17 protein-coding genes are annotated in these 26,671 nt (G+C 61.3%); 13 read left to right on the top strand and 4 right to left on the bottom strand.

Annotation, left to right across the window (positions count from 1 at the left end; all coding sequences use genetic code 11):
• Positions 1 to 9: 9 nt before the first annotated feature.
• Both FHX76_RS07375 and FHX76_RS07370 read right to left on the bottom strand, forming a co-directional pair.
• Positions 10 to 1,860 (bottom strand): PQQ-like beta-propeller repeat protein, encoded by a 1,851-nt coding sequence (locus tag FHX76_RS07375; protein WP_167149375.1) that lies wholly within the window; start codon positions 1,858 to 1,860, stop codon positions 10 to 12.
• Between the two features lie 239 nt (positions 1,861 to 2,099).
• Positions 2,100 to 3,983, bottom strand: a complete 1,884-nt coding sequence (locus FHX76_RS07370; RefSeq protein WP_167149373.1) for a chorismate-binding protein — start codon at positions 3,981 to 3,983, stop codon at positions 2,100 to 2,102.
• Between the two features lie 280 nt (positions 3,984 to 4,263).
• Between FHX76_RS07370 and FHX76_RS16690 the strand changes: the two genes are divergently transcribed.
• Positions 4,264 to 5,076 carry an FHA domain-containing protein gene (locus FHX76_RS16690; protein WP_167149372.1) on the top strand — a complete coding sequence of 271 codons (813 nt, stop codon included), beginning with the start codon at positions 4,264 to 4,266 and terminating at the stop codon, positions 5,074 to 5,076.
• Positions 5,073 to 5,954, top strand: a complete 882-nt coding sequence (locus FHX76_RS07360; RefSeq protein ID WP_208402465.1) for a PP2C family protein-serine/threonine phosphatase — start codon at positions 5,073 to 5,075, stop codon at positions 5,952 to 5,954. The genes FHX76_RS16690 and FHX76_RS07360 overlap by 4 nt, the downstream gene beginning before the upstream one ends.
• Positions 5,955 to 6,087: 133 nt before the next feature.
• Here FHX76_RS07360 and FHX76_RS07355 read toward each other — a convergent pair whose 3' ends face one another.
• Both FHX76_RS07355 and FHX76_RS07350 read right to left on the bottom strand, forming a co-directional pair.
• Positions 6,088 to 6,546, bottom strand: a complete 459-nt coding sequence (locus FHX76_RS07355; RefSeq protein WP_167149370.1) for a hypothetical protein — start codon at positions 6,544 to 6,546, stop codon at positions 6,088 to 6,090.
• Positions 6,479 to 6,934, bottom strand: coding sequence for a hypothetical protein (locus FHX76_RS07350; RefSeq protein WP_167146240.1), 456 nt, complete (start codon positions 6,932 to 6,934; stop codon positions 6,479 to 6,481). The genes FHX76_RS07355 and FHX76_RS07350 overlap by 68 nt, the downstream gene beginning before the upstream one ends.
• Here FHX76_RS07350 and FHX76_RS07345 point away from each other — a divergent pair.
• The 11 genes from FHX76_RS07345 (at position 6,918) to rbfA (ending at position 26,592) form a co-directional block, all read left to right on the top strand.
• A complete protein-coding gene (locus tag FHX76_RS07345; RefSeq protein WP_167149368.1) occupies positions 6,918 to 7,340 on the top strand; it encodes an FHA domain-containing protein in 423 nt (140 codons plus the stop codon). The genes FHX76_RS07350 and FHX76_RS07345 overlap by 17 nt on opposite strands.
• 102 nt (positions 7,341 to 7,442) lie before the next feature.
• Positions 7,443 to 8,891 (top strand): serine/threonine-protein kinase, encoded by a 1,449-nt coding sequence (locus tag FHX76_RS07340; RefSeq protein WP_167149366.1) that lies wholly within the window; start codon positions 7,443 to 7,445, stop codon positions 8,889 to 8,891.
• A gap of 2 nt (positions 8,892 to 8,893) precedes the next feature.
• Positions 8,894 to 14,731 carry an Ig-like domain-containing protein gene (locus FHX76_RS07335; protein ID WP_167149364.1) on the top strand — a complete coding sequence of 1,946 codons (5,838 nt, stop codon included), beginning with the start codon at positions 8,894 to 8,896 and terminating at the stop codon, positions 14,729 to 14,731.
• A gap of 55 nt (positions 14,732 to 14,786) precedes the next feature.
• Positions 14,787 to 15,761 carry an AAA family ATPase gene (locus FHX76_RS07330; RefSeq protein WP_167149362.1) on the top strand — a complete coding sequence of 325 codons (975 nt, stop codon included), beginning with the start codon at positions 14,787 to 14,789 and terminating at the stop codon, positions 15,759 to 15,761.
• On the top strand, positions 15,758 to 17,263 hold the full coding sequence (locus tag FHX76_RS07325; protein WP_341777887.1) for a DUF58 domain-containing protein: 1,506 nt from the start codon (positions 15,758 to 15,760) through the stop codon (positions 17,261 to 17,263). The genes FHX76_RS07330 and FHX76_RS07325 overlap by 4 nt, the downstream gene beginning before the upstream one ends.
• Complete coding sequence (locus tag FHX76_RS07320) at positions 17,263 to 19,614, top strand: transglutaminase TgpA family protein (RefSeq protein WP_167149344.1); 2,352 nt, start codon at positions 17,263 to 17,265, stop codon at positions 19,612 to 19,614. The genes FHX76_RS07325 and FHX76_RS07320 overlap by 1 nt, the downstream gene beginning before the upstream one ends.
• A gap of 50 nt (positions 19,615 to 19,664) precedes the next feature.
• Positions 19,665 to 21,431 carry a proline--tRNA ligase gene (locus FHX76_RS07315; RefSeq protein WP_341777886.1) on the top strand — a complete coding sequence of 589 codons (1,767 nt, stop codon included), beginning with the start codon at positions 19,665 to 19,667 and terminating at the stop codon, positions 21,429 to 21,431.
• Between the two features lie 203 nt (positions 21,432 to 21,634).
• The gene (gene nusA / locus FHX76_RS07310; protein WP_167149342.1) at positions 21,635 to 22,630 is read left to right on the top strand and encodes a transcription termination factor NusA; all 996 of its coding nucleotides are present in this window, start codon (positions 21,635 to 21,637) and stop codon (positions 22,628 to 22,630) included.
• A gap of 124 nt (positions 22,631 to 22,754) precedes the next feature.
• Positions 22,755 to 23,000, top strand: coding sequence for a YlxR family protein (locus FHX76_RS07305; protein WP_167149340.1), 246 nt, complete (start codon positions 22,755 to 22,757; stop codon positions 22,998 to 23,000).
• 87 nt (positions 23,001 to 23,087) lie between these two features.
• Positions 23,088 to 25,889: a translation initiation factor IF-2 gene (gene infB, locus FHX76_RS07300; protein WP_167149338.1), complete on the top strand. Its 2,802-nt coding sequence runs from the start codon at positions 23,088 to 23,090 to the stop codon at positions 25,887 to 25,889.
• A gap of 181 nt (positions 25,890 to 26,070) precedes the next feature.
• Complete coding sequence (gene rbfA, locus FHX76_RS07295) at positions 26,071 to 26,592, top strand: 30S ribosome-binding factor RbfA (RefSeq protein ID WP_167149336.1); 522 nt, start codon at positions 26,071 to 26,073, stop codon at positions 26,590 to 26,592.
• The last annotated feature ends 79 nt before the right edge of the window (positions 26,593 to 26,671 follow it).

The following is a 26,671-nucleotide window of genomic DNA, read 5'->3' as shown; positions in this document are numbered from 1 at the left end:
GCGGGGCAGCTAGTTACCGCTGAGCTGCGCGAGGGTTGAGGTCGCCGGATCGAAGCGCACCAACTGGCCGCCAAGCAGCGAGAACGTCGCGCCTGGTGTTCCCGCCTTCGACCAGAGCGTCGCGTTGGTGGCGGTGTCAAACGCCGTGAGTACCATCGTGCCGTCCGCTGCGGTCGACGTTGTGTAGCCGACGGTGGCTGAGAGTCCGAGCAAGGTAATGCTGCTGCCGGGAGCGCCACGCGTGTAGTCGACGTTGCCCGTTGCCACGTCAACAACCGTGAGCTGGTCGACAGCCGCGCCGTCCGTGCCGGTCAGGATGAGCGAATCACCAGAACCGTATGGGCCGGACCACACGGATCCATCAACAGCGAGCGGTTCGCTCCAGAAATCGGTACCGGTCTCCGGGTCGATACGGAGGAGCGCATGATTGTCTCCCGCGCGAACGTATACAGAGCCGTGCGCGTCGAACGTGAGATCTTCGTTTGATGCGCCTGCTGCGCTGAACTGAGGCTCGCTGACGCCGGGGCGCTGCCACTGCGTTTCGCCTCGGTTGTTGATCCCGGATATGGTTCCGGAATGAGCGGCGTCAGCAGGGTTAGGTGCATACGTGATGAAGCTGGAACCAACCCTTGTAACCTTGACCGAGGTGAATTCGTGGTCGGTGACCACGCTTCCGTCGTTGAGGTTCACCACTACGGGAGTTGCCTCCTCCGGCATCGGAGTTGCCGGGTCATCCGCAACATCGGGTGCGAGGAGTACCACGTCATCAACAAACGTCGCAGAAGGCTGTAGCACGGACGAGTACTGATAGCTCCAGACTGGTTGAGTCGGCTGAGAGCTACGAACGTAGGAAACTTCGGAGGCGCTCGTACCGACTCGTTGGCCGATGATCAGGAAGCCGTCTGGATCCGACGGGATATCAGCGATCGTCGCAGACGAGTAGGTGAGGTTTGGTGACGGAGCAAGCTGCTGTGCTTCGTCAGAGAGTAACCCGCTTTGCTGATTAAGCGTCACAATCGAGGTGAAGCCGTCACGCTCGTTGCTGATCTGTAGGACGACCTCGCTGCCGCCAATTGGGGTGACGTTGCGAACTGTTGAACCGGCCACCCAAGCGGCCTGCTCGCTGAGATCGGTTGTCCAGGAAGTGGCGCCGTTTCGCGTGTTCACGAGCGTAACCAGTGTTGCTGGGGAGGCTGCCGCAGCTGAGGATTCCGCCCGGTCTTCGGACGACGCAGCGTCTGGTGAGCCAAGCGCGGTGGTCGAACCAGATAGGCGCGCTGCCTCACAGCCAGCCTGTTGAACTCGAACTCCCTCAACAACAACGGCTCTGTCCTGCCCGATGGTTCCGGTTGTGAGATCTAGGCAGGCCTGTTGAGTTGGGTCAGTAATTGTTGCGAGTGGATGCTCCCACGGTTCGAGTGGAACCGGTTCCGATGACAGCTCTGAAACTGACACCGCGGCGACGGGTCCGTTGGACATCGCGGCCCGCACCGCCTGAAATCCGGTGAGCGCAAGAAGTGCCATGATGAGTCCGACGCCGAGGACCCCAATTGACCAGCCGACGATTGCCTGTGGAATATTTCTCTTTGCCGGCGCAGGGACGGGAGGCGGTGGCGGTAACTCACTCGGTGAGGGCAAGGAAACGTTTGCCCCGTGTTGCCGTTTACCGGATTGCGGACGAGTCAGCGGACGGGTCAGCTCTTGGCGCTCGATCCACTCTCTGAGCTCGTCATAGCAGGCGGGGTTTGCCGCGATGGTTGGCCACAACAGGTCGTTGCGGGCGGCCAAATCAGCGAGAACTCGCGGTGCGGTGCCTGGATCAGCGGCCAGCCGGTACAGCTGGTTGATATCCGAGGGCATCTAGTCGGCTTTCGTTGGGCGGAAAGAGTATGGGAAGTCTACTCGTGAGGAAGGCCCCAGCACACGGGTGCGTGTGAGTTGCCTGTGCTGACCCGCCGGCGTCTCGCAAGACTGTTGGGGGCGCGCGTTTGCAGATTTCGCTTGAAGTTTCAATGTTAACTCGCGGCGCGGCCTTCGGCAAGCTGCGTCATGCTGTGCAATCCCTATGTATGACTCGCGAAACAGGGTTGTGGACGCGTTCACCCTCGGAGCGCGTGGATCACCAACCGTTCAAGTTGGGCAAGCCCATCTCGGGAGAGCACCGATTCAAGATGCCCCTGAATCGAGGCGAACGCGCGGCCCCGAATCGCGATAATATCGGCGTCGGGTCCGTAGGTCGCAACGTCAACTTCGTGCGCCAGAACCGAGCCGCGAGCCGTAAACGTATTGTAGAAGCCGATGAGGGCGTCCTCTCCAAACAGCGTCACCTCAAGCTGTAGACCCTGTCTCGGCTCGGGCAGTCGCTCAATGTTAAACCCGAGCTGCGTGGCAAGCACCTGGTGGCTCAGGCACACCGCAAGCAGCGGAAGTCCAGAGGCAACGCGCTGGCCGATGGCGTCCGAGAGGGCCTGGATGCGCGGCTCGGCCAGGTTCGTCGGGTCGCCGGGACCAGGGCCTGCTACCAGCAGATCCGCCGTCAGCTGTTCGAAATCGAAGTCGTTCCACGAGACAACATCAACGATCATGCCGAGGTGCCGCAACTGGTGGGCGAGCATGGCCGTGAACTCGTCCTCGGCATCCAGAACCGTTGCCGTTTTGCCGAGGAGTGTCTCGCCAGTGTGGCTGCTCTGATCGGTGAGCCAGAACGCAGCCAGCCGCGAGTTGCGTGCCGCTAGGGCCTCGGCAACTCCGTCGAGTTGGGCCAGTTCAACTCGCCTATCCACGGGGGATGGCGACACCGCTCCCAGCGCGATGAGCACGCCCTCTGCCTTCGCTTTGGTCTCTGCAACTTCCGCTTCCGGGTGGGAATGGCGAACCAGCGTCGCTCCCACCGGCACACGGACGTGGCCGGTGTTGTTGATATAGGCGGTGCGGATGAGAATTGGCGCGTCGAGCTCGTAGCTCCCATCGCCCGCGTCGGTGAAGAGCGCGAGGACGCCTGAATAGTACCCGCGGGCGCCGCGCTCGTGCCGATTGATAACCGCACACGCGTTCTGCATCGGCGACCCCGTCACCGTCGGCGCAAACATCGTGAGCCGAAGCACTTCCCGCACGTCGAGGGTGCTGTGCCCCTCCAACAGGTACTCGGTGTGGGTGAGACGGGACATTTGCTTTATGTACGGACCGAGGATGCGCCCACCTGACGAGCACACCCTGCTCATCATTTTCATCTCCTCATCAACAACCATGAACAGTTCTTCTGTTTCTTTGACGTCGCCGAGGAAGGTGCGGAAACCCTCTGCCGTTGCACCTTCCGCCGGGTGCCGGTAGGTGCCGCTGATTGGATTCATGGTCACCACTCGTTCGCCGGTAGCGGCGTCGGAACGCACGCCAACGTGGCGTTCAGGGGTTGCCCCAGCAAGGGAAATCCCAGGCGTATGCACCGCGTAGGTCCAGTAGGCGCCGGTCTCGCCGACGAGCAGCGCACGCAACCACGCCAGTACCGCACGCGACGCAGGCACCTCCGTTGAGGCCTCGAATTCGCGGCGAATCACAAAATTGGCACCCTCGCCCCGACCGATCTCATCACGAATGACCCGCCGAACCGTGTCCGCGTAGTCCTCGTCGCTGATCGTGAAACCGCCATTGACCAGTGGAACGGCATCCGCCGGCAGGAGTTCGAGGGCTTCCGAAAGCGAAATATGCTCGATCTCGGTGACGCGAAGGCAGCGGAGGGGAGCGCCGTCGTCCTTCGCAACGAAGCCGCGCTCCCGAACCTGGCGGAACGGAACGAGGGCGAGCACCTCGCCAAGCGGCCCGTCATGGCTATCGAGCGGAATATCGGCCAAACGATCAACATCAATAACCTCGCCGACCCGCACCTCAAGCAGGGCATTTGGCATCCCGTCTGGCCCTTGCCTCCGCATAATGGCAAACGCAAAAGCATCAGGGGTCTGAACGATGCGGTGAAGGAGCGATGTCATGGATTCCTCATATTGGTTGAGCCCAAGAGGACAAGATCGCCGTCGACGGATGCCCTGCTGGGCGGTTGGTCGACGAGTGGGTTCGCGCGATTGCCGCCTAAGAGGCGGGCCACCAGCTGCGAGCACACGAGATTTGCATGAGGATGAGCATACACGGTTGGGGTTTGTTCGTACAGTTTGTTTGAACCATACGCGGGTTCCGTGGGTTGACCGACACCAGGCAGCGAATCAAGCACCAGCCGCAAGACCGTCATTGAACCCCTGGGTATAGGCTGGCTGGGTGAACGACGTATGGGAAGACGCGCCAGACACCGTGGACGATGGGGACACCGTGCTCAATGGGCAGCTGCTCCGCGATCCTGTCATTGATGACGAAGCGACCGTGTTGAGGCGCGGGATTTCCCGGGCACCCAGCGTTGACGACACGATTCTCAACGATCCTGACGATGAAACCATCCTCAACGATGCCGACGACGACACCGTCATCGGTGACGCTGAGGAGCACACCATCCTCAACGCCGCCCATGACGACACGATTCTTAGCCAAGGACCTCGCCTCGACGACAACGATGACACCGTTCTCGGCGGAGAACGACCTAACGTAGGCGAACAGGATGACGACACCATCCTGAACAGCCGGGCCAACACCGCCGCGCCTTCCCCTGACCACGACGAGCTGCCACCGCTCCCTCCACTCCCGCCAATGCCAACGGCGGCATCGCGCCCGGCTCCACAGTTTTTTGCGTCGCTTGCTTTGCCAGACGGCCGCATCATCCCAGTCGAAGGCATCGTTCTTATTGGGCGCAAACCCCGTTCCGAGCGCATCGTCTCAGGGGTGCTGCCAACGCTTGTGCAGGTGCCGTCGCCGCAGGGCGTTGTGTCGTCTACGCATCTTGAGGTGCGGCACGAGGGCTCGGCCGTGCTTGTGACCGACGTTGGATCGTCAAATGGAACGGCCCTTATTATCCAAGGCCAGCCACCGCGACGATTGCGTGCGGGCGAGCCGACCGTTGTGATTCCAGGGACTCTCCTGGATCTTGGCGACGGCGTCGTGCTTCGGGTCCAGCCCTTCGAACGAGGAGAACTGCGTTGATCGAACAACAAACAGGCACCATTCCATGGGGCTCTGGCGATCTCGCTGTATCCCTCAGTTGGGCGGCTCGCACCGATACCGGCCTTCGCCGCGCACAGAATGAAGACAGCCTTGTGGCCGTTCCTCCCGTGTTTGCCGTTGCCGACGGGATGGGCGGGCACGCTGCAGGGGATGTCGCGAGTGCCTCGGTAGTGACGGCGCTCAGCCACATTCGCCACGCGCCGGTCCAGCCGGCGAACATCCAAGCGGCGCTTCGTGTGGCAACGCAACAGATTCTGGCAGCGGCGGCAGAAGCCGGTGCCTCTGGTGGGGCGACCTGTGTTGGCTTCGCAGCGACGGAGCAGGGCGGGCTACCCTACTGGCTGGTCTACAACGTGGGTGACTCGCGCGCGTACTCCTACGACGACGCTACGCTCACCAGAATTTCTGTCGACCACTCCATCGTGCAGGAACTCGTAGACGCCGGAGAAATCACCGCGGAAGAAGCCGAGCAACACCCCAAGCGCAATGTCATCACCAGGGCCATCGGTTTCGAAGAGGCCCCGATTCCGGATTACTGGCTACTGCCGGTTATTGAAGGCTCAGCTTTGCTTTGTTGCTCCGACGGGCTCACAAAGGAACTGACGGATGCGCAGATAGCGGAGCATTTTGCCGCTGGCTCCAATCCGGGGGAAGTCGCCGACAGCCTCCTTGCCGCCGCCCTCATGGCCGGTGGGCACGACAACATCACGGTGATCGTGATTGTGGTTGGCCAGATTGTTGGCGCGCGTGCGACGGGAACAACCCCAGCCGTTGCCGGACGTCTTGATGCGGTGGTCAGCGCCACCGAGGTTGTCACCGAGGCCGAGGAGTGGGACACCACGGTTCCCCGCCGCTAGTCGTTTCTCGGCGTGCCATACCGCTAAACGTTGCGATATGCTGTACCAGCGGTCCAGCTTGGGGCTACGGACCACTCGAAAGGAAACTTGTAAATGGGAGCAGTGTGTAGTTATTGCGGGCATGAGCTTGTCACTAACAGCATGTTTTGTGCGGAATGTGGGCAGCTGGTTCGTTCGGCACCCGCCGCACCGCAGGGGGCTCCCGCCGCTCCTGTGCGGCAGCGAGCATCCGTGCCACCGGCGCCGCCGCTTCCGCCGTCGCGCCTTGCTCCGCCGTCTGCGCCCGCTGTAAATCGTCCGCCGGCGCCGCCAGCACCTCCAGCCCAGGGAGCGCAGCCGCTTCCTCCGCAGCCGTTCCAACAAGCGGCTCTTCCGACTGCCCAAGCCCAGCAGCCGCAGGTGCCTCAAGCCCAGGCTCCGCAACTCCAGGTACCGCGTCCGCCGGCACCGCCAGCTGCGCGGCAGCAGGCCCCCGTTGCGTTCCAACAGCCTGGTCAGCAGCCGAGCCCCGTGCCGCCTTCGGCTCAGGTGCCCCGCCCGCCAGCGCCTCCGGCTCCACCCGTCGCCCAGCAGCGGGTAGCGGCACCGGCACCTGCCCCGCAGCGTGCGCAGGCTCCGGTTGCTCCTGTGAGCCCGCGAGTACAGGCCCCGGCCGCGCCTGTCGCGCCGGCACAGCCTGTCGCGCCCGGCCCGCCCGTTGCGCCCGTCCAGCCCGTGCAGCGAGCTGCACCGTCCGTTCCTCGCCCACCTGCGCCAAGCGTTGCGTCAGCGCCTGCTCCTCCGGCAGCGGTCCAGCCCAGGGTTGCGGCTTCCGAACCAGCATCGGCTGTCCAAGCGCCGACGCCGATGCCCGTAGCGGAGACACCACGACCGGCACCGGCAGATGTTGTTCGCCCAGCAGCTGCCGAGCGTCGACCGATGACAAAAGCTTCGGCGCCGGCCTCGTCGCCAATCACTGGGGTTATGCCGGCATCAGCCATTGCAGTCCCGGTTGACGACGAAGACCTCGAAGAAACGATGATCTCCGCGAGCCGTTCCGGTGTTGCCCCGAAGGTCGTTTTTACACTCCAGTTCAGCACTGGCCAGGAGCTGACCGTTGTTGGGCATTCGCTGCTTGGTCGCAACCCAAAGACGAACCAAGGCGAATCGGTAGAGAACTTGCTCGTAGTCATTGATCCTGCGAGGTCCGTTTCGAAGACTCACCTCGAGGTCAATATCATTGACGGCAAGCTGTGGATCACCGACCGACACTCTGGAAATGGCACACGGGTTCGCTTGCACAACGCGCCTGAGACAGAGCTGACACCGGGCCAGGCCGTCGAGGTCGCTGCTCGCAGCCGAGTAGAAATCGGAAATGAGTTCTTTATTGTGCTTGAGGGCGCCTAAGCCCACCGTCTTATTTCGTTGCAGCATGTAGCACTGCTGGCCGTCAGAGGCTAGCGTTTAATCGTTGCACCTCGCCCGTCACAGAACAGAAAGACCTGATTCTTGTCCTCTCCCGCGCAGATTGTCCCCCCGCAGCTGTCCGGCTATCAGCACATTCGCATCCTGGGTAAGGGCGGTTTTGCGTACGTGTTTCTGTACGAGCAAGATTTTCCTCGCGCCGAAGTTGCCGTCAAGGTGCTGAACCCAAAAGTCGCTGATGCCAAGCTCCGTACCATGTTCCTCTCAGAGGCAAACCTCATGTCGCAGCTGAAGACCCACCCTTCGGTGCTCACGGTGCACACGGCAAGTATTTCGCCAGACGGACGTCCGTACCTCGTCATGGAGTATTGCCCCTCGTCGCTTGGCTCAGGGTATAAGCAACAACCACTCACGCCATCCGAGGTATTGCGAGTCGGTATCAAGATTGGAAGTGCCCTAGAGACGGCGCATCGCATCGGATTCCTGCACCGTGACATCAAGCCTTCAAACGTGTTGCTGACGCAGTACGGTCATCCCGTGCTTGCCGACTTTGGGATCGCGGCCACGGTCGCGGCCGTGGCGAACGACGAAGCCGAAGGCATGTCGATCCCGTGGTCAGCCCCAGAAGTGCTGCGGGGTGAAACCGCTGGAACTCCCGCAAGCGAGGTGTATTCGCTTGCGGCAACCCTGTTTACGCTGCTGCTGGGGCGTTCCCCATACGAACTCGTAGGGGACGACAAACAACGCAACCGTCGAGAACGAGTAAAAGCAAGGATTATTGGCCGAGACCGGCTGCAGCCGCTTGGCAGACCAGACGTTCCCGCCTTTTTCGAAGAGGTGCTTAGCCAGGCCATGAGCAAGAACCCCGCTCAACGCCCACCAACCATGCTCGACTTTGTGCGCAACTTGCAGATGGTTGAGGCGCAGATGGGCTTTGCCCAGACTCCTGCCGAAATTGCGGATGATGTGCGTGTTCAGCAGTCTCGCCACGTACTCGCGGACCAGTCAAGCGTGAACGGCCCGGCCGTGCCCTCAGCAACATCTGGCGTACAGCGACGATATCGACACACCGGCCGTGCCGACGAGCAGATTGCGGGCGAGGACACGAGCCTGACCGTCATCCGGTCGGCCAGTGTGTTTGCGCAACCGGTTGAAGCAAATGCAAAACGATCGCGCAAAGGGCTGCTGTGGGGCCTCATTGGCGGGGGAGTGGCGCTTCTCGCCGTTGCAGGGGCCGCGGCCTACTTCTTATTGGGGAACAACGGCGATATTCCAGTGGTCTCGAACATTGTTGCCGAGGTTGATTCCGATGTGGTGACTTTCACCTGGGATGACCCAGGACTTGCCGACAGCGATCGCTACGTTGTCCGTTCCGCCGATGGCTCGAGCAGCACCCAGACCGACCGCGAGTTTCGGGCGACAAGTGATGGCAGCGGAGCCCCAGTGTGTATCACGGTGACGGTGACACGCGACGGCAAACCAGGCGCCTCGAGCTCAGAAACGTGCCAGTCGATTAGCGCAGGGCAGGATTAGTCATGCTGCTGAGGTGGTTTCGCAAGAACATCGCCGCCGCGATGAGCGGCGTTGCCGTTGTCGTTGTGCTCGCTCTCGTGGTTACGATTGCGGTCACAACGGGTGGATACACGACCCAGCGCATGGATCTTAACGATGCAAGCACCTGGGTGGTGAACGGCAATGAGCGCGCTATTGGGCGTCTCAACACCCAAATCGCAGCGCTGGACACTGCAAAGCGGAGCGACCGCCCAGAGCTCACCTCTGTTCAGAACGACTCGCTTGTGCTCCTGCACTCGGTTGGTCAAAAAGAACTCGGCGTTGTCGATGAGGCGCTCTCCGAGATTGCCGAGAATATTCAGCTCCCCGCCGATGCTACCGAAGTCTTGTTGAGTGACAAGACGGTTGTTGTGCACTCCTCAACGAGCGGCAAAGTGTGGTTCGTGAGCACCAAAGCGCTTGACTCGTTCAACGCGGAAGCCGAGCCTGACCTGGTTCTTGGCGATAACTCTGCCGCTGCGGTCAGCGCCGATGGGCAGTTTGTTGGATACTCCGCGGCAGGTGGGCTCATCGAAACCAATATCAACCGTGTCGCAGCCAAACAATCTGCGCGAAAGCTGAATCTTGGTGCCGATGATGACGCCTATCAGGCAGCGGTTGTTGGCGGCCACTCTGTTGTGTTCAACGCCTCTGAGGGGCAACTGAGCCTCGACGGGCAGGACGCAAGAGACACCGACACCACCGACGGAGCCCGCCTCATGGCATCCGCCGCGACCGCGACCGCAGTCTATCTCTCGGACAGCGCCGGCGTCGTTCGGGTACCGTTCTCCGGTGGCGCTGAGCGCGTATTTGACGATAAGAACTCGTCACTGACGGCTGCTTCCCCTGTCTGGGCCAACGGATGTGCCTTCGCCGCATGGACCGACGGCATCGCCTGGAAATCCTGCGGTTCGGAGGAGAACACTCTCGAACTTCAAGATCTTGACTCCGACGCGGAACTCAAATTTGCCACGCGTTCCGGCTCAGTTGTGCTCAATGACGAGCGCTCTGGCCGCGCCTGGATGGTGCAGCGCGACGGCGAGCTTGTGAACAACTGGGCCGACATCCTCGACAACATCGAGGACGAGGACAAAGAAGAAGAAAACGACCCGAACCTCCCACCTGAGGTTGATCCCATCCAGAAGCCTCCTGTTGCGGTTGACGACGTTCTTGGCGCACGCCCTGGCAAGTCGAGCCCGCTGCCAGTGCTGCTGAACGACTATGATCCCAACGGCGACGTGATCATGATTACGGGCACCTCGGGATTCCCCGAAGAAATGGGAACCGTCGCGCCGATCTTGAACGGTCAGCAGTTGCAGGTTTCACTGCGCCCCGAGGCCAGCGGTTCGTTCGACTTCCAGTACACAATCACTGACGGGCGCGGAGGCCAGGCCACCGCGAACGTGACGGTCGAGGTACGAACGCCGGAAGAAAACAGCGCCCCAGTACAGGCGCGACGGACGGTCAACACGATTGTGCCAGGAGGCCAGTTCAACCGTGACATTTCGACCGATTGGTTTGACCCAGACGGCGACCCGTTCTTCCTCGCAGAAGCCAACGTGCAAGAACCAGACACCGCAACATATTCGGCAAGCGGTGTTGTGTACTACCAAGATTCTTCAGAGGGCGGCGCGAATAAGGCCGTCTCCTTGGCCGTTTCAGACGGAACACTTGTTGGCAACGGCTCCCTCGACATCGAGGTTGTTGGTGGGGCCGTGCCTATCATCGCGGATGCCGTCGCCGTACTTGGCAACGTGAATCAAGAGCTCGTTGCTACGCCCCTTGATTTTGTTCGAGGCGGCAACGGAAACGTGCGCCTCATTGGGGTTCCGGATGACGGGCTGTCCAACGCCAAGGTCAAGCTGGATACCGACAGCGGCACCGTGCGGTTCACGGCATCCGAGCCTGGTTCATACCTGCTCGACTATAAAGTGACCGATGGCGTCTCCTCAGGTTCTGGCAAGTTGCGCTTTGAGGTGCAGCCGATGCCTGAGGGCGAAAGCATCCCCGTCACCGTTCCTGCCTCGGCATTTCTCTATCTTGGACAGACCGAGACGATCAACGTACTCGCATCTGACTATGACCCTGCCGGTGGCGTACTGCTCATCAGCAACGTCGAGAACACCGCAGCAGATGACGGCCTGCTCGTTGAGGTATTGAGCCACGGCATCCTCAGGGTGACCCTTTCCGAACCGCTGACCGAGCGCCAAGCCAAATTTACGTATACCGTGACCAACGGGTCGCGGACCTCTGAGGGCACCGTCACCATCCTGCAGGTTGATCCTCCCGCAAAAGAGAAGCCGCCCGTTGCGCTTCCAGACCGTGCAAAAGTTCGCGTCGGCGAAGTCATTGATATTCCGGTGCTTGAGAACGACCTGCACCCCGATCGTTTGCCCATCATTCTGAGCGGCGAACTTGCGCGCGAGCTGCCAGAAGGCGAGGGCCTCCTCTTCGCGACGGGGAATAAGCTTCGCTATCTTGCGCCCGACACGCCAGGCGAGTACACCGCAAGTTACATCGTTGAGAGCCCGGGCGGCGAGACCGCGACGGCGCCCGTTCAGATCTCGGTGCGCGAGGTGGATGCCGAAACGAACACGGCACCAACACCAAAGACGGTCACTGCTCGCGTTGTGCAGGGCAACACCGTGAAGATTCCGATTTCACTCATCGGCATTGACGAAGACGGCGATTCGGTCACCCTAGGAGGCCTCGAAACGGCCCCAACAAAGGGAACGGTTGTCGGAACCGGCAAAGACTACTTTGAGTATGAGGCGGCTACCAACCAGTGGGGAACCGACGTGTTCTACTACACGGTCTCCGACAGCCTTGGCGCGACAGGCGTTGGCCAGATTCGAGTCGGCATTATGGAGCCGACGGGCACCGCGCGTAACCCGATTGCACGTACCGACGTGCTGTCAGTGCGACCAGGCACCACCTTTGTGGTCAAACCGCTCGAAAACGATTCAGACCCTGATGGTGGACGTCTCGACGTTGTTTCTGTAGAGCAAAGCGACGAGATGCCAAGTGAGTTTGACGGCGAAACCGTCACTCTTTCCGTGCCAAAAGCCGAGGGCGTTTATAGCGTGCTCTACACAATCGAAAATGAGTCTGGTGGCCAGAGCTCTGCCTGGATACAGGTGAGTGCTCGGAAAGACGCGCCTCCGTCGCGTCCAATCGTCGATGACACCGTGCTCACACTCACTGATATCGACGACGATGCGGCGACCGTCAGCGTTGACGTTTGGAGCAAGGTCTTCTACGCAGAAGGACCAAACTCTGACCTTGAGCTCAGCACGGTAACGGGCTGGGACAAAAACGTCGAGGTTACAACCAAACGTGAACTCAGCATTGCGGTGACTGATAAGAATCAGATTGTGCCGTTCAGAGTTGCAGTCGCTGACAGTCCAGAAGTCGAGACGTACGGATTTGTCTGGGTTCCTGGTAACCGTTCGGCTCCGCCGGAACGGCGGGCAGACGCCAAATCCCTCACCGTTGAATCGGGCAAAAAACTGACCATCGATGTGAACGACCAGGTGATTGCGGCCGGCAACAAAAAGGTTCGCATTACTGACGCATCCACGGTCAAAGCAACAAACTCAAACGGGCAGAGCTCGTTCAAGAATGAGACGACGCTCGAGTTTGTTTCCCAGGAGAAATACTGGGGCCCAGCGTCAATCGTGTTTGAGGTGACCGACGGCTCTGCCGGTGATGCGAAAGGCCGGACGGCAACCATTGTGCTGCCCATCACGGTCACCCCGACGGATAATCAGCCGCCAACCATGCGCGGTTCTGCGGTCACACTCGAACCAACCGGCTCGCGCACGATCGATCTCAAGGATCTGACGCAGTATCCATATCCTGACGATATGAAGAAGCTGCAGTGGTCGCTCCCGAAGGGCGCGCCAGCAGGGATGACGGCAACGCTCGCCGGCAGCAGCCTCACCGTTTCGGTTCCGAAGGATGCCCAAATGGGCTCCGTCCTGTCAGTGCAGGTAGGCGTGAGGGATGACGCGAGCGAGGTAGCAGTTGCCTCGGTTGACGTGACCGTTGTCTCATCAACGAAGCCGAAGATTCAAGCCATGCCAGACCAAATTGAGTTGACGCGTGGCAGCTCGAAGAGCGTCGACGTGCTGGCAAACGACGTCGTGACCTCTGAACTGATGCCAATGACAGTCATCGGTGTAGAAAGTCAGAACTCGGTTGCCGGCGTCACCGCAACCCCGAGCGGCGATAACCGCACCGTGACGGTGACGGCCACTGCAAACGCGACGATCACCACAAACTTGCAGCTCACCTATCGTGTTGGCGACGCGACCGGCCAAAAGGACCGCATCGTGACGGGAACGATCACCGTTGTGATTGTTGATGTGCCGGATGCCCCCGGCCAGCCGCGCTATCTGCGGCAAGACTCGTTTGCCAATGATGGTGCGCTCCGCATCAGCTTTGCGCCATCTGCGTCGGCAAATGGTAAACCGATCGATAATTACAAGCTGCGAAGCACCGATGGCTCCGTCAGCGTCAGCTGCGGCAAAGACACGTCCAGTTGCACGGTCACGTCGGGGCAAGCCCCCGTTGGGAAGAGCTTGAGCTACGTTGCCATCGCAACAAACTCCATCGGCGACTCCGTCGAGAGTGCGGCCAGCGCGCCGCTGCGGATTGACTTTGTGCCGGAGGCTCCGGCCTCAGTGACGGTCACGCAGGTTAAAGCGAACACCTCGCAGAGCAACCCCGGAGTGCTCGAAGTGACGTGGGACCTGTCCACAACGCCCAACGGCGGCAGCCCCGTTAGCGAATACGAAGTGACGATTTCGGGTGGAGCCATACCTCCAACGGTCGTATCCGCCTCGAGCAGGAGCTACACCACGTCCTCGCTCCCTCAAGGAACCTACACTGCTACCGTGCTCGCGAGGAACGCAATTGACGAGACGACCTATGGAGCCATTAGTTGGCGCTCGCGCACAAGCGCCGCGGTGGCGGCAGCTCACGCCCCGAGCGTGAGTCTCTCGGAGCTGCGGACAGAGGGCTCAAACGTGGTGGCCAACTGGAGTGGCAATGCTGCGGGCGGCAAGGGGCCTTACTTCGCAGCAGCATGGGATCCGGCAGCACTTCCCGGGTGTACCGCAGTTGGTACGTCGGAAACCACCCATTCCTCCACCAACGTTCAGCTGACGGGCTCCGGAACTGAGAACAGAACGGTGAACGTGATTGTGTCGAACGGATGGGGGTGCGCAACAGCATCTGGCAGTATTGCCGTTCACCAGAAGCCGGCAACTCCAGGCGCGCCAGCAGTCGAAGCAAACCCCGGCGCTGATCTGGATTACTTCGGGGTGAAAGCGACCGCACCAGATGGCGGCAATGTCGTCTACTCGTTCAGCGTGAATGGTGAACCTTGGTTTACCTCAGCCAGCTCGTTTGAAGTCGGCGCTAGCTCCTATGTGAACGCTCCAACCAACGTTCGGGTACGCTACTGCAACACGAGCGATCCAAACCAATGCAGCGACCCGAGTCCTGCTGGAAGCGCACAGGGGCGCGACATCCGGATGATTTGGCCCGTTGGCGCAAGCTGCAAGGTCGGTGGGTCTTCACCAACCGTGCCAACGCCGAATGGACTCAACGTCGCCAACGTCAACTACTGGGCCCTCGACGTCAACGGCAATCAGATTGGTGACCCGTGGACGGGAACAAACCCGCAGCTGCCAGAGGGCACCAACAAGATTGTTGCCCAATATCGTGACGCAACGATGACTAGTACTGAGTCCGCAACCCAGTTCACCTGTGCCCCGGCAGACCCCGTCGTGCCACCGCCAGGCAACGGCAACTAACAACATCCGCATTTCAGCACAGCTACTTTCCCCCAGAACACCCAAGGAGAACACCGTGAGTATGACCCCGGAACAAGCCACCTGGTTTGCCGACGTTTTTAACCGCGTGGTGACAAACGTCGAGACCGCGCTGCTTGGCAAGACCCGTGTGGTTCAGCTTGCGCTCACCGCCCTCGTGAGCGACGGTCACCTCTTGCTGGAGGACTACCCGGGAACGGGAAAGACGTCGCTCGCCCGTGCGATCGCGCAGAGCGTTCGGGGCACGAGCAGCCGAATCCAGTTCACTCCTGACCTGCTGCCTGGTGACGTCACCGGTATGAGCATCTACGACCAGAAGCGTGGCGAGTTTGAGTTCCACAGGGGACCAATTTTTGCGAGCATCGTGCTGGCCGATGAGATTAACCGCGCGAGCCCAAAGACGCAGTCGGCGCTGCTTGAGGTGATGGAAGAAGGCCGGGTCACGATTGACGGCCACACGCACAGCGTTGGGCGCCCGTTCATGGTGATTGCGACCCAGAACCCGGTGGAGCAGGCCGGAACGTATCGCCTCCCTGAGGCCCAGCTTGACCGATTTGTCATGAAGACAACGCTCGGATACCCAGATCACCGCGCGACCATCAGCATCCTTGAGAACGCGGGAACCCGCTCGCACGACAGCGTGCTGCCGAGCGTCATTTCCAGCGAAAACGTGGTCGAGATGGCCGCGCTCGCGCAGACGGTTCACATCGAACCGGCGGTGCTTGACTACATCGCCCGCCTGATCGAGGCAACTCGAATCGCACCAGAGGTCCGCCTCGGCGTGAGCGTTCGTGGCGCACTCGCCCTCGTGCGCTGCGCAAAGACCTGGGCGGCGGTTCAGGGGCGCCACTTTGTGTTGCCTGATGACGTCAAGGCGCTTGCCGGCCCCGTCCTGACGCACCGCCTCATCCTCGACCCAGAGGCCGAGTTTGACGGTGTGACCCCTGACAGCGTGATCGCACAGGTCCTCATTGACGTCGCCCCACCCGCTGAGCGGGAAACGGTGGCGTGAGCACCGCCCCAAAGCGAACACGCCCGCCGTCTTCGTCATCCCCCGCATCCTCTGAGGCCAACGCTGGCGTCAGGGCTACGACTTCGCCGTTTGCCCGTCGAGAGATTCGTAAGAACCGCCGAAAAGAGCGGTCAGATCACACCAACCGTTCCGAAACGATTGGTGCCGGTTCTACCTATGCCGATACCGCGTATGGGCACACCGCGACCCAACTTCGTGCGGCCGAGGCCGGGCTTGTCGGCCGCAGCGTCTATGCTGCTAACCGGCTGTGGCGACGTGTGCGCCGCATCGCAAAACGAACCCTTCGCTGGCTTGGCGCGACGGTTACTGGCCTCGGCTGGAGCATCCTTGCCGTCACGCTCATCGGGTTCGTCGTTGGGTATGGGTTTGGCTGGGTCGAGGCGGTGTTCCTCGGATTCTTTGGACTTGTTGTTCTGGTCATAGCGGCCTGCTTCATGATCGGTCGAAGCGTCTACGCCGTTGACCTGCTCATGCAAAGTGCCCGTGTTGTTGTTGGCGAGCAGGCACCAGGATCGCTTGTGGTGACCAACCCGACCAAACGCCGGTTGTTTCCCGAAACTATCGAGGTTCCCGTGGGGGAGGGGCTCGCCGAATTCTCGCTGCCGAGCCTCGGAGCCGGCGGTCAATTCCGCGGCGAGTTTGTGGTTCCGACGCTCCGCCGTTCGATAATTACGGTTGGCCCCGTTCGTTCAGTGAGGGCCGACCCACTCCTGCTCCTCCGCCGCGAACTCGTGTGGACGGGCGGGCTGAGCCTGTTTGTGCATCCGCTCACCACACCAATCCCGAGCACAAATACCGGCCTCATCCGCGACCTTGAGGGCAACCCAACGAGGGACCTGACAAACAGCGACGTTTCGTTTCACGCCCTCCGCGAGTATGCGCCGGGCGATGACCGCCGCCACATTCACTGGAAGAGCACCGCCCGCACCGGGCAGATGATGGTGCGCCAGTTTGAGCAGACGCGGCGTAGCCAGCTGCTGCTCGCTCTCAGTACCTCAAGCGCCGACTACTACAGCGAAGAAGAGTTTGAGCTCGCGGTGAGTGTTGCCGGCTCGATTGGCATTCGCGCGATTCGTGACGGAAGAGACACAGCTATGGCCGTCTCCGAGATCATGCCGGAATACGCTACGAACGTGACCCCCGCCGCGCAGCGCCTCAGGGTAACAAGCCCGTCGCGGCTGCTCGACGACCTCTCAGGCGTCGCTCACCACGACCGAGCGATCCCGCTGACCCAGCTCAGCCGCGTGTGCGCCAACGAGATCACCGGTATCTCTGTTGCCTTCCTTATCTGTGGGTCGGTACCAACCGCTACGCAGATTCGGTCGGCATCCCTCGCCTTTGATCTTGACACCGAGGTTGTTGCGATTGTGTGCAACCCCGGAATCGTCCCGAGCATCCGCCGCATTGATGGCCTCACTGTGCTGACAGTTGGCTACCTCGACGATCTCAAACGATCCTTCGCAAAATCGGCGGCCCTGTGATGTCAGACGCCAAGAAGAATCGAAGCGCCCTCACTCGGCAGCCGGCTCGCGATGTTGTCGCGAACTCACTGTTCTTTGTTGCGCTTATGGGTGTTGCCGCGGTCACCCTGTGGCCCGTGTATCAGCACCCGTCCGTATTTATCGTTGTCGGGGTCACGCTTATTCTCGGCTCGGCGCTTGCGCTCGTTGGCGCGCTCACGCGGATGCCGGTGTGGATGCTCGTGATCGCAACGCTCGTCCTGTACTTGGCGCTTGGCTCTGGCCTCGCGGTGCCCCAATACGCAACGGCGCCTTTCGTTCCATCCATCGACGGACTCCGCGAGCTTTTGCTTGGTTCAGCCCTTGCCTGGAAGCAACTGTTGACGGTCGACGCGCCGGTTGGCGAATACCAAGCTCTGTTGGTTCCACCGTTTGTGATTGTGCTCATCGGCAGCGTCGTTGGGCTGAGCGTCCTTCTCCGCGCGCGCCGTTTTGCTGCTGCAGGGGTCCTCGCCCCGGTTGTGCTGTTTGTATTTGGGCTTGTCTACGGGGTTGCCAACGTTCGCTCGCCAATCGCCCAGATCTCCGGGCATTGGTGGCTCGTTGCGCAGGCCTTCGCGTTTGTGGTGCTCGTGACGGTGTGGATGCTGTGGCGGGCCCGTCGACGCCGTTCCATCGCAACGGCTGTCATGGCGTCGGCAGAGGGCGCGCCGAAGGTTGCGGCCCAGAGCTCCTGGCCCCGCATCCGCTCGGCTATCGCCGCGGTTGTTGTACTTGCTGTTGGCGGCGGCCTTGCCACCGGAGCGGTTTCGATTGCGACTCCCACACAGGCGAGGGATGTGCTGCGGGACACGGTTGCGCCGCCATTCGACCCGAGCGACTATGCGAGCCCGCTGTCGAGTTTTCGCAGTTACCTTGCTGATGACCGAATTGACCAGACGATGTTTACCGTTGACGGTCTGCCAGACGGCGCGCGCATCCGCATCGCTACGCTCGACACGTATGACGGCATCCTCTACCGTGTTGGCACCCCGGAATCGCCAAGCGGCCTGACCGATTTTGCGCGCGTTCCGTACACCATCGATCAGAGCGACCGCGACGGCGACGATATTAACGTAACGGTCACGGTTGACGGCTATCGCGGCGTCTGGGTTCCGACGGCAGGATGGCTCAAGTCGATCGCATTTGACGGCAACCGTTCCGCCCAACTGACAAACTCATTCTTTTATAACCGCGACGGGGGCACCGCGGCGGCCACGAGCGGGTTGCAGAATGGCGACGCCTACGAGCTGAGCGCGGTACTGAATACCGAGCTGAGCGACGAAGAGCTCACCAAGCTCAAGCCGGGCAAGGCCCCGCTGACGCTGCTCGACGAGGTCCCTGCCGTGCTCCGGACGACGGTCAAGGACTGGTCTGACGACGTTGAGGGCGAGGGTGCAAAGCTCGTAGCCATCGCGGATACGCTTCGCGAAGGCTACATCAGCCACGGAAAACCCGACGAGGTCTACAGCCGGTCTGGCCATGCGCTCGATCGAATTGTGCAGTTCCTTGATGAACCGAGACTGATTGGCGACGCCGAGCAGTACGCCGTGACGATGTCGCTGCTCGCCCAGCAGGTGGGATTCCCCTCCCGCGTGGTCTTTGGGTTCCTGCCAGAGGACGGCAGCGGCGTGATCACGGGCGAGAATGTGACCGCGTGGACAGAGGTCAATACCAACGAGGGCTGGGTCGCTATCGACGCGACGCCAGAATGGCGCGAAATCCCTGAGGAAGAGCCGCAGGACCCTGAAAAGGTCTCGCACCCCCTCAGCGTTCCACCGCCACCCCCTCCAGAAAACGACGACACCGCCGTTCCGTATCTGCCGGATGCCGAAGACAATAAGGACGACGACGAGGCCCCAGAGTGGCTCGCTATTCTGCTCGCCGTGCTCATCGTTGCCGGTTGGGTCGCCCTCGTCGTCTTCATCGTGTGCCTGCCGTTCATCCTCATCGCGGCGGCAAAGCGCTGGCGGCGAAAGAAGCGTCGCGCGGCCGAACAGCCGCTCGACCGGGTGACAGGCGCCTGGCGCGAGGTTGTGGATGTTGCTGTCGACAACGGTGCCGAGCCCCCAGGATCGCGCACGCGTCTTGAGTATGCGGACGCCTTGGGGCAGCCGAGAGTGATGGGCCTTGCGCGTGCCGCAGACCGCGCGGTGTTTAACACCGACCCCGTGGACGCGGAATTTGCGGAGCACTACTGGGACGAGGTGACCGGCCTCCGTAAGAACTGGGCAGATGATCTCAGTCGCCGTGACCGCTGGAAGGCACGGTACTCGCTGCGCTCGCTCGGTGGAACGCGCTTCCGCAGCATCCGCCGCCGCCCGAGGGAGTAGTTGCTGCTAGCCATCCCCGCCCGGCTTGCGGATGCCGCTAACATGGTGAGGTGCCTACACGTCTGAGTAACTACTTCCTTCGTACCCTCCGAGAAGACCCCGCCGAGGCGGAGGTCGTCGGTCACAAGCTGCTGGTTCGCGCCGGCTACATTCGCCGTCAGGCGCCGGGCGTGTTTGCCTGGCTGCCGCTTGGTCTCCGGGTCAAGGCGCGCATCGAGGCCGTCATCCGCCAAGAGATGACCAACGCTGGCGCGCACGAAGTACATTTCCCGGCGCTGCTGCCGCGCGAGCCCTACGAGCTTTCCGGCCGCTGGGACGAATACGGCGACAACCTGTTCCGTCTGCAGGACCGCAAAGGTTCAGACATGCTGCTCGCGCCAACGCACGAGGAAGTCTTCACGCTGCTTGTGAAAGACCTCTACTCGTCGTACAAAGACCTTCCGCTCGCGATCTACCAGATCCAGGACAAGTACCGCGACGAGGCTCGGCCCCGCGCCGGCCTGCTGCGCGGCCGCGAGTTCACGATGAAGGATGCCTACACCTTCGACTACACCGACGCGGGCCTCGACGTGAGCTACCAGAAGCAGCGTGACGCTTACGAGCGTATCTTCACGCGCCTCGGGCTCGAATACGTCATTGTTCAGGCGGACGCCGGCGCAATGGGCGGCTCGCGAAGCGAAGAGTTCCTGCACCCGACTCCCGTTGGTGAGGACACGTTTGTGCGTTCGGCTGGCGGATACGCCGCCAACGTCGAGGCCTTCCACACCATTGCCCCCGAGCCAGTTCCCTTCGACTCGCTTCCGGATGCCGTGGTTCACGACACCCCAGACACCCCAACCATCCAGACGCTGGTCGACAAGGCCAACGCCGAGCATCCTCGCGCCGACGGCCGCGAATGGACCGCTGCCGACACGCTCAAGAACGTCGTTCTTGCGCTTGTTGGGCTTGACGGCAGCCGTGAGCTTGTGATCGTTGGCCTGCCTGGCGACCGCGAGGTCGACCCAAAGCGCGCCGAGGTTGCGTTTGGCCCTGCAGAGGTTGAGGCCGCGACCGAGGCCGATTTTGCGAAGCACCCCGGACTGGTGAAGGGCTACATCGGCCCCTGGTCGACCGACGGCTCCGTGCTTGGTGAGGAATCGGCTACCGGCATCCGTTACCTGCTCGACCCTCGCGTCTCGGTTGGCACCGAGTGGATTACCGGCGCAAACGCCGAAGGTAAGCACGTCTTTGGCCTGGTTGCCGGACGCGATTTTGAGGGTGACGGAACTGTCGAGGTTGCCAACGTTCGCGAGGGCGATCCAGCGCCTGACGGTTCCGGACCCGTTGAGCTTGCCCGCGGCATGGAGATCGGCCACGTATTCCAGCTCGGACGCAAATACGCCGAGGTGCTCGGGCTCAAGGTGCTCGACGAAAATGGCAAACTTGTGACCGTCACGATGGGCTCCTACGGCATCGGTGTCACGCGTATCCTTGCGATCATCGCCGAGCTTAACAATGACGAGAAGGGCCTCATCTGGCCTCCTGCCGTTGCACCCTTTGACGTTCACGTCATCGCCACGGGCAAAGACCCGGCGATTCTTGAGGTCGCAGAGGGCGTCGTTGCCGGGCTTGAGGAGTCTGGCCAGGACGTGCTGTTTGACGACCGACCCAAGCTCTCACCCGGCGTGAAATTTGCCGATGCCGAACTCATCGGTGTGCCCACAATTGTGATTGTTGGCCGCGACGCCGTCGAGGGCTTTGCTGAGCTCTGGGATCGTCGAAGTGGCGAACGCACCAAGGTCGCCATCGCCGACCTCGCGGATGCCTTGAAGGCCTAGGCTGTCCCTTCGTCGCATCCGGTCGCATGCCCGGCAGATCTGACGCAAGAGTTCCTTCTCCAAGTTGGGAAGGAACTCTTGCGTCATTTCTCTTTGAGCGCTCGGGTATGGGCGCTACAAAAATCAGGTACCGTAGTGGATGACGTGTGCGCCTGAGCGCACAACTAACTGAATACTCACAATATGAATAGAGGAGGCCGAACGTGGAAATCGATCTCACCGTTTTGCGGATGATGGAACGCGAGAAGGAAATTCCCTTTGCGGAATTGGTCCAGATTATCGAGCAAGCCATCGAGACGGCATACCTCAAACACGCCACCGAGGTTGAAGGCATCCCCGGTGCAACGCCAAGCGTGCGCGTTGTTCTTGACCAGAAGACCGGCCACCTTGCCGTTCTGGTTCCTGAGCACGACGAAGAGGGAAACATTATTGGCGAGGTCGAGGAATCGACCGACGAGTTTGGCCGCATCGCTGCCTTTGCCGCGAAACAGGTCATCAACCAGCGACTTCGCGACATTGCTGACGACGCCGTTCTTGGCGAGTTCCGCAACAAAGAGGGCGACATTGTTGCCGGCGTGATTCAGCAGGGACCAAACCCTCGCATGATCCACGTTGACCTTGGCAGCGTCGAGGCCATCCTGCCGCCAGAGGAGCAGGTATCAGGCGAGGATTACACCCACGGCTCGCGCATCCGGGTGTATGTCACTGGCGTTTCCAAGGGAGTGAAGGGGCCGCAGGTTATGGTCTCGCGCACTCACCCTGGGCTCGTGCGTAAGCTGTTTGCGCTTGAGGTGCCGGAGATTTCGAGTGGTGTAGTTGAGATCATCTCGCTCGCCCGTGAGGCCGGGCACCGCACCAAGATCGCGGTCAAGGCAAACGACCCGAGCATCAACGCAAAGGGCGCTTGTATCGGCGAGCTTGGCCAGCGCGTTCGCGCGGTAACGGCAGAGCTCAACGGCGAGAAGATTGACATCGTTGACTACTCGCAGGATCTGCCAACATTTGTGGCAAACGCACTGTCGCCCGCAAAGGTGACGAGCGCGTTCATCCTTGATGCAGCGGCCAAGCAGGTTCGCGCGCTGGTTCCCGACTTCCAGCTCTCGCTTGCAATCGGCAAGGAGGGCCAGAACGCCCGCCTGGCTGCGAAGCTGACGGGCGCAAAGATCGACATCCAGCCGGATTCAATTCTGGAAGACTAACCACCCGCTCGTGGGGTGCGAATCCGCTCGTGGGGCGCAAAATACTGCACCCCACGAGCTGGAACGCACCCCGCGAGCTAGGGGAGCAAAAAACGATCGGCGGGATGTGCAGGAGGGTGGTAGGATGAATCCGGTTAGAACGTGCATTGGGTGCCGTTCCCGTTCCCAAAAAAATGTCCTATTGCGAATCGTCTCTGTTGACAGCCAAGTTGTTGTCGATGTGAATGCGGTTTTGCCCGGGCGGGGAGCGTGGATTCATCCAACACGTGCGTGTTTTGATTCAGCGGTGAAGCGCAGGGCCTTTGGCCGTGCGTTCCGCGTGTCGAGTTCGCTTGACACACAACCACTAGAGAACAGGCTGAACGGCTAATGGAAAACTAATGAGCGGCTCGAAATGAGACCCGTCCGTAATTAACGGTCTGCGCCTGTCTGGGCACAGACCCAAGACAGGAGAACTGTGGCAAACCCACGCGTACACGAAGTCGCCGCCGATATGGGCGTCGATAGCAAGGTCGCACTCGCCAAGCTGAAAGAGATGGGCGAGTTCGTCAAGGGACCGTCGTCGAGCATTGCTCCGCCGGTCGCACGCAAGCTCAAGGCAGCCCTCGAGGCTGACGGAGCTGGCAAGCAGGCTGACGCACCAGCGCCAGCAGCAGAGGCCGCACCAGCGGCAAAGGCAACAAAACCCGCCGCGGCAAAGCCAGGCGCCAAGAAACCGACGCCAGCACCTGCTCCAGCGCCGACGCCAGCACCTGCTGCGCCGGCCGCTCCAGCAGCTCCGGCCGAAGCGGCACCCGCCGCTGAGCCGGCAGAAGCGGCCCCGAGCGATGCTGCAAAGGCGCCTGCGCCAAAGGCAGCAGACAAGGCAGACGCTGCACCAGCAGCTGAGGGCGCCGAGGGTGGAGACGCAGCGCGTCCGGCTACCCCAGGAGCCCCTCGCCCCGGAAACAACCCGTTTGCGTCGGCTCAGGGAATGGGCACTGCCCGTCCCGGCGGCCCTCGCCCCGGAAACAACCCCTTCGCTTCGGCTCAGGGAATGGGCACGGCTCGCAAACCTACGCCAAACAACATCCCTCGCCCCGTCGCGCGTCCCCAGGTAACCGGTGGACCAGGACAGGGTCGCCCAGGACAGGGCCGCCCAGGCGGCGCAGGTCGTCCAGGTGGCGCACCGGGCGGTCGTCCCGGTGGATTCTCGCGTCCAGGCGGGGCCCCAGCAGGCGCTGGAGCCGGTGCCGGTGCGGGAGCAGCGGGTGCACCAGGTCGTCCAGGCGGATTTGCAGGACGTCCCACCGGTGGTGGCGGCCGTGGCCGCGGACCGGGTGGTGGAACCGCAGGTGCATTTGGTCGCGGAGGCGGCAAGAGCAAGTCACGTAAGTCGAAGAGGGCGAAGAGGCAAGAGTTTGAGCTGCGCGAGGCGCCGTCACTTGGCGGCGTAAGCGTACCTCGTGGCGACGGCTCAACGGTTATTCGTCTGCGTCGCGGAGCATCCATCTCGGACTTCGCCGACAAGATTGACGCAAGCCCAGGAAACTTGGTTACCGTGTTGTTCCACCTCGGTGAGATGGCAACGGCAACCGAGTCGCTTGACGAGGCAACGTTTGAGATTCTCGGCGACGAGCTTGGCTTCAAGATTCAGATGGTTTCACCTGAGGATGAAGACCGCGAGCTGCTCGAAGGCTTCGACATCGACCTCGATGCCGAACTCGAAGAAGAGGGCGACGACGTACTCGTTGCGCGTCCTCCGGTTGTCACCGTTATGGGTCACGTTGACCACGGTAAGACCCGACTGCTCGACGCTATCCGTAACGCTGACGTGGGAGCTGGCGAAGCCGGCGGAATCACGCAGCACATCGGTGCGTACCAGGTCACCGCTGTTCACGATGGCAAAGACCGTCCGATTACCTTCATTGACACCCCTGGTCACGAGGCGTTTACCGCCATGCGTGCCCGTGGTGCTCAGGTCACCGACATCGCGATCCTCGTGGTTGCGGCCGACGACGGCATCATGCCGCAGACGGTTGAGGCGTTGAACCACGCCCAGGCCGCTGGCGTGCCAATTGTTGTTGCGGTGAACAAGATTGACAAGCCAGACGCCAACCCGGCCAAGGTTCGTCAGCAGCTCACCGAGTACAACCTCGTTGCAGAAGAATACGGTGGAGAGGTCATCTTTGTTGACGTTTCGGCTCGCGACGGTGTTGGCATCAAGGAGCTGCTTGACGCGGTTCTCTTGACCGCTGATGCCGGGCTTGACCTGCGCGCTAACCCCAACAAGGACGCTCGCGGTGTTGCCATTGAGGCAAACCTCGACAAGGGCCGCGGTGCTGTTGCTACCGTGCTCATCCAGTCGGGAACACTGCGCGTCGGAGACGCCATCGTTGCTGGAACGGCTTACGGCCGCGTTCGTGCCATGCTCAACGAGCACGGCGAGACGCTGCAGGAGGCTGGCCCATCACGTCCGGTTCAGGTACAGGGACTCTCAACGGTTCCCCGCGCCGGCGACACCTTCCTCGTTACTGAAGAAGACCGCACCGCCCGTCAGATCGCCGAGAAGCGTGAGGCAGCAGAGCGTAACGCCCTGCTGGCAAAGGCTCGCAAGCGCATCAGCCTCGAGGACTTCACCAAGGCCCTCGAAGACGGAAAGGTCGAGGCCCTCAACCTCATCATCAAGGGAGACGTTTCGGGTGCCGTTGAGGCCCTCGAAGAGTCGCTCCTCAAGATCGAGGTCGACGATTCGGTTCAGCTGCGCATCATCCACCGCGGTGTTGGTGCCATTACCGAGTCCGACGTCAACCTGGCCACGATCGACAACGCGATCATCCTCGGATTCAACGTTCGTCCCGACACCAAGGCGCGCGAGCGTGCCAGCCGTGAAGGTGTCGACGTACGGTTCTACTCGGTTATTTACAACGCTCTCGAAGACATCGAGAACTCGCTCAAGGGTCTCCTCAAGCCAGAGTTCGAAGAGGTTCAGTCGGGTGTTGCCGAGATCCGCGAGGTCTTCCGCTCATCCAAGTTCGGAAACATCGCCGGTGTTATCGTGCGCTCGGGAACCATTACCCGAAACGCAAAGGCCCGCGTTATCCGCGACGGCATCGTGGTTGGCGACAACCTCGCCATCGAGTCGCTGCGTCGCTTCAAGGATGACGTCACCGAGGTTCGTACGGACTTCGAGGCCGGTATCGGTCTTGGCAAGTTCAACGACATTCAGGTCGGCGACGAAATTGAGACCACCGAGCTCAAGGAAAAACCCCGCGTCTAGCGCGAGTGTTTGACACGAGGCGTTCTGCAGAGATCGCTTCGGAACGAGAATCGGGATGCCACGGAATTCGTGGCATCCCGCTTCCGTTGATACAGTATTCATCCACCCTGCTTTGCCCGATCACGAGACTCACTTGAGTTCAACCGATGGGCTCTGACTGGGCAGCGAAAGGACACAGAACATGGCTGAGAACCCACGCGTACGCAAGATGGCCGAGCGCATCCAGCAGATCATCGCCAAGCGCATCGAGAAGGGGCTTCGCGACCCTCGGCTTGGCTTCGTAACGATTACGGATGTTCGGGTCACGGGCGACCTGCAGCACGCGAGCGTCTTCTACACGGTGTATGGCACCGAGGAGGAGCGCCAGGACAGCGCCGCCGCGCTCAAGGCTGCAACGGGTATGTTGCGCACCGAGGTCGGTCGCAACATGACCACGCGTCTCACCCCGACGCTCGAGTTCATTCTCGACGGCATCCCCGAGAACGCCGATCACATCAATGACCTGCTGCGCGCCGCTCGCGAGCGCGACGAAGAGTCGGCAGCCCTCGCAGCCAACGCAGAATACGCTGGCGACGAGGACCCGTATGTGAAGCCTCGCGATGAAGACGACTTCGACGAAGACGAAGACGAAGATGAAGACGATAGCACCGATGAGGATGCTACCGACACGAAGCGCGGAGACAGCGCCGGAAACCTGGCCTAACTCACCTTCGATCGAGCGGAGTGACGACGTCCATGAGGGCGTCGTCACTCCGCTCGTTCTGAGTAATACACCACTACAC

It is taken from the genome of Lysinibacter cavernae, assembly GCF_011758565.1.
GTDB classification, from domain to species: Bacteria; Actinomycetota; Actinomycetes; order Actinomycetales; family Microbacteriaceae; genus Lysinibacter; species Lysinibacter cavernae.
The sequence above is the reverse complement of the archived record's forward strand: the minus strand, read 5'-3'. Positions and strand labels throughout refer to the sequence as shown.

Excerpts from the sequence above, each read along its gene's own strand:
- FHX76_RS07375 (WP_167149375.1), bottom strand. The coding sequence starts at position 1,860 with ATGCCCTCGGATATCAACCAGCTGTACCGGCTGGCCGCTGATCCAGGC.
- FHX76_RS07370 (WP_167149373.1), bottom strand. The coding sequence starts at position 3,983 with ATGACATCGCTCCTTCACCGCATCGTTCAGACCCCTGATGCTTTTGCG.
- FHX76_RS07345 (WP_167149368.1), top strand. The coding sequence starts at position 6,918 with ATGCCGGCATCAGCCATTGCAGTCCCGGTTGACGACGAAGACCTCGAA.
- FHX76_RS07350 (WP_167146240.1), bottom strand. The coding sequence starts at position 6,934 with ATGGCTGATGCCGGCATAACCCCAGTGATTGGCGACGAGGCCGGCGCC.
- FHX76_RS07335 (WP_167149364.1), top strand. The coding sequence starts at position 8,894 with ATGCTGCTGAGGTGGTTTCGCAAGAACATCGCCGCCGCGATGAGCGGC.
- FHX76_RS07320 (WP_167149344.1), top strand. The coding sequence starts at position 17,263 with ATGTCAGACGCCAAGAAGAATCGAAGCGCCCTCACTCGGCAGCCGGCT.
- FHX76_RS07305 (WP_167149340.1), top strand. The coding sequence starts at position 22,755 with ATGAATCCGGTTAGAACGTGCATTGGGTGCCGTTCCCGTTCCCAAAAA.
- rbfA (WP_167149336.1), top strand. The coding sequence starts at position 26,071 with ATGGCTGAGAACCCACGCGTACGCAAGATGGCCGAGCGCATCCAGCAG.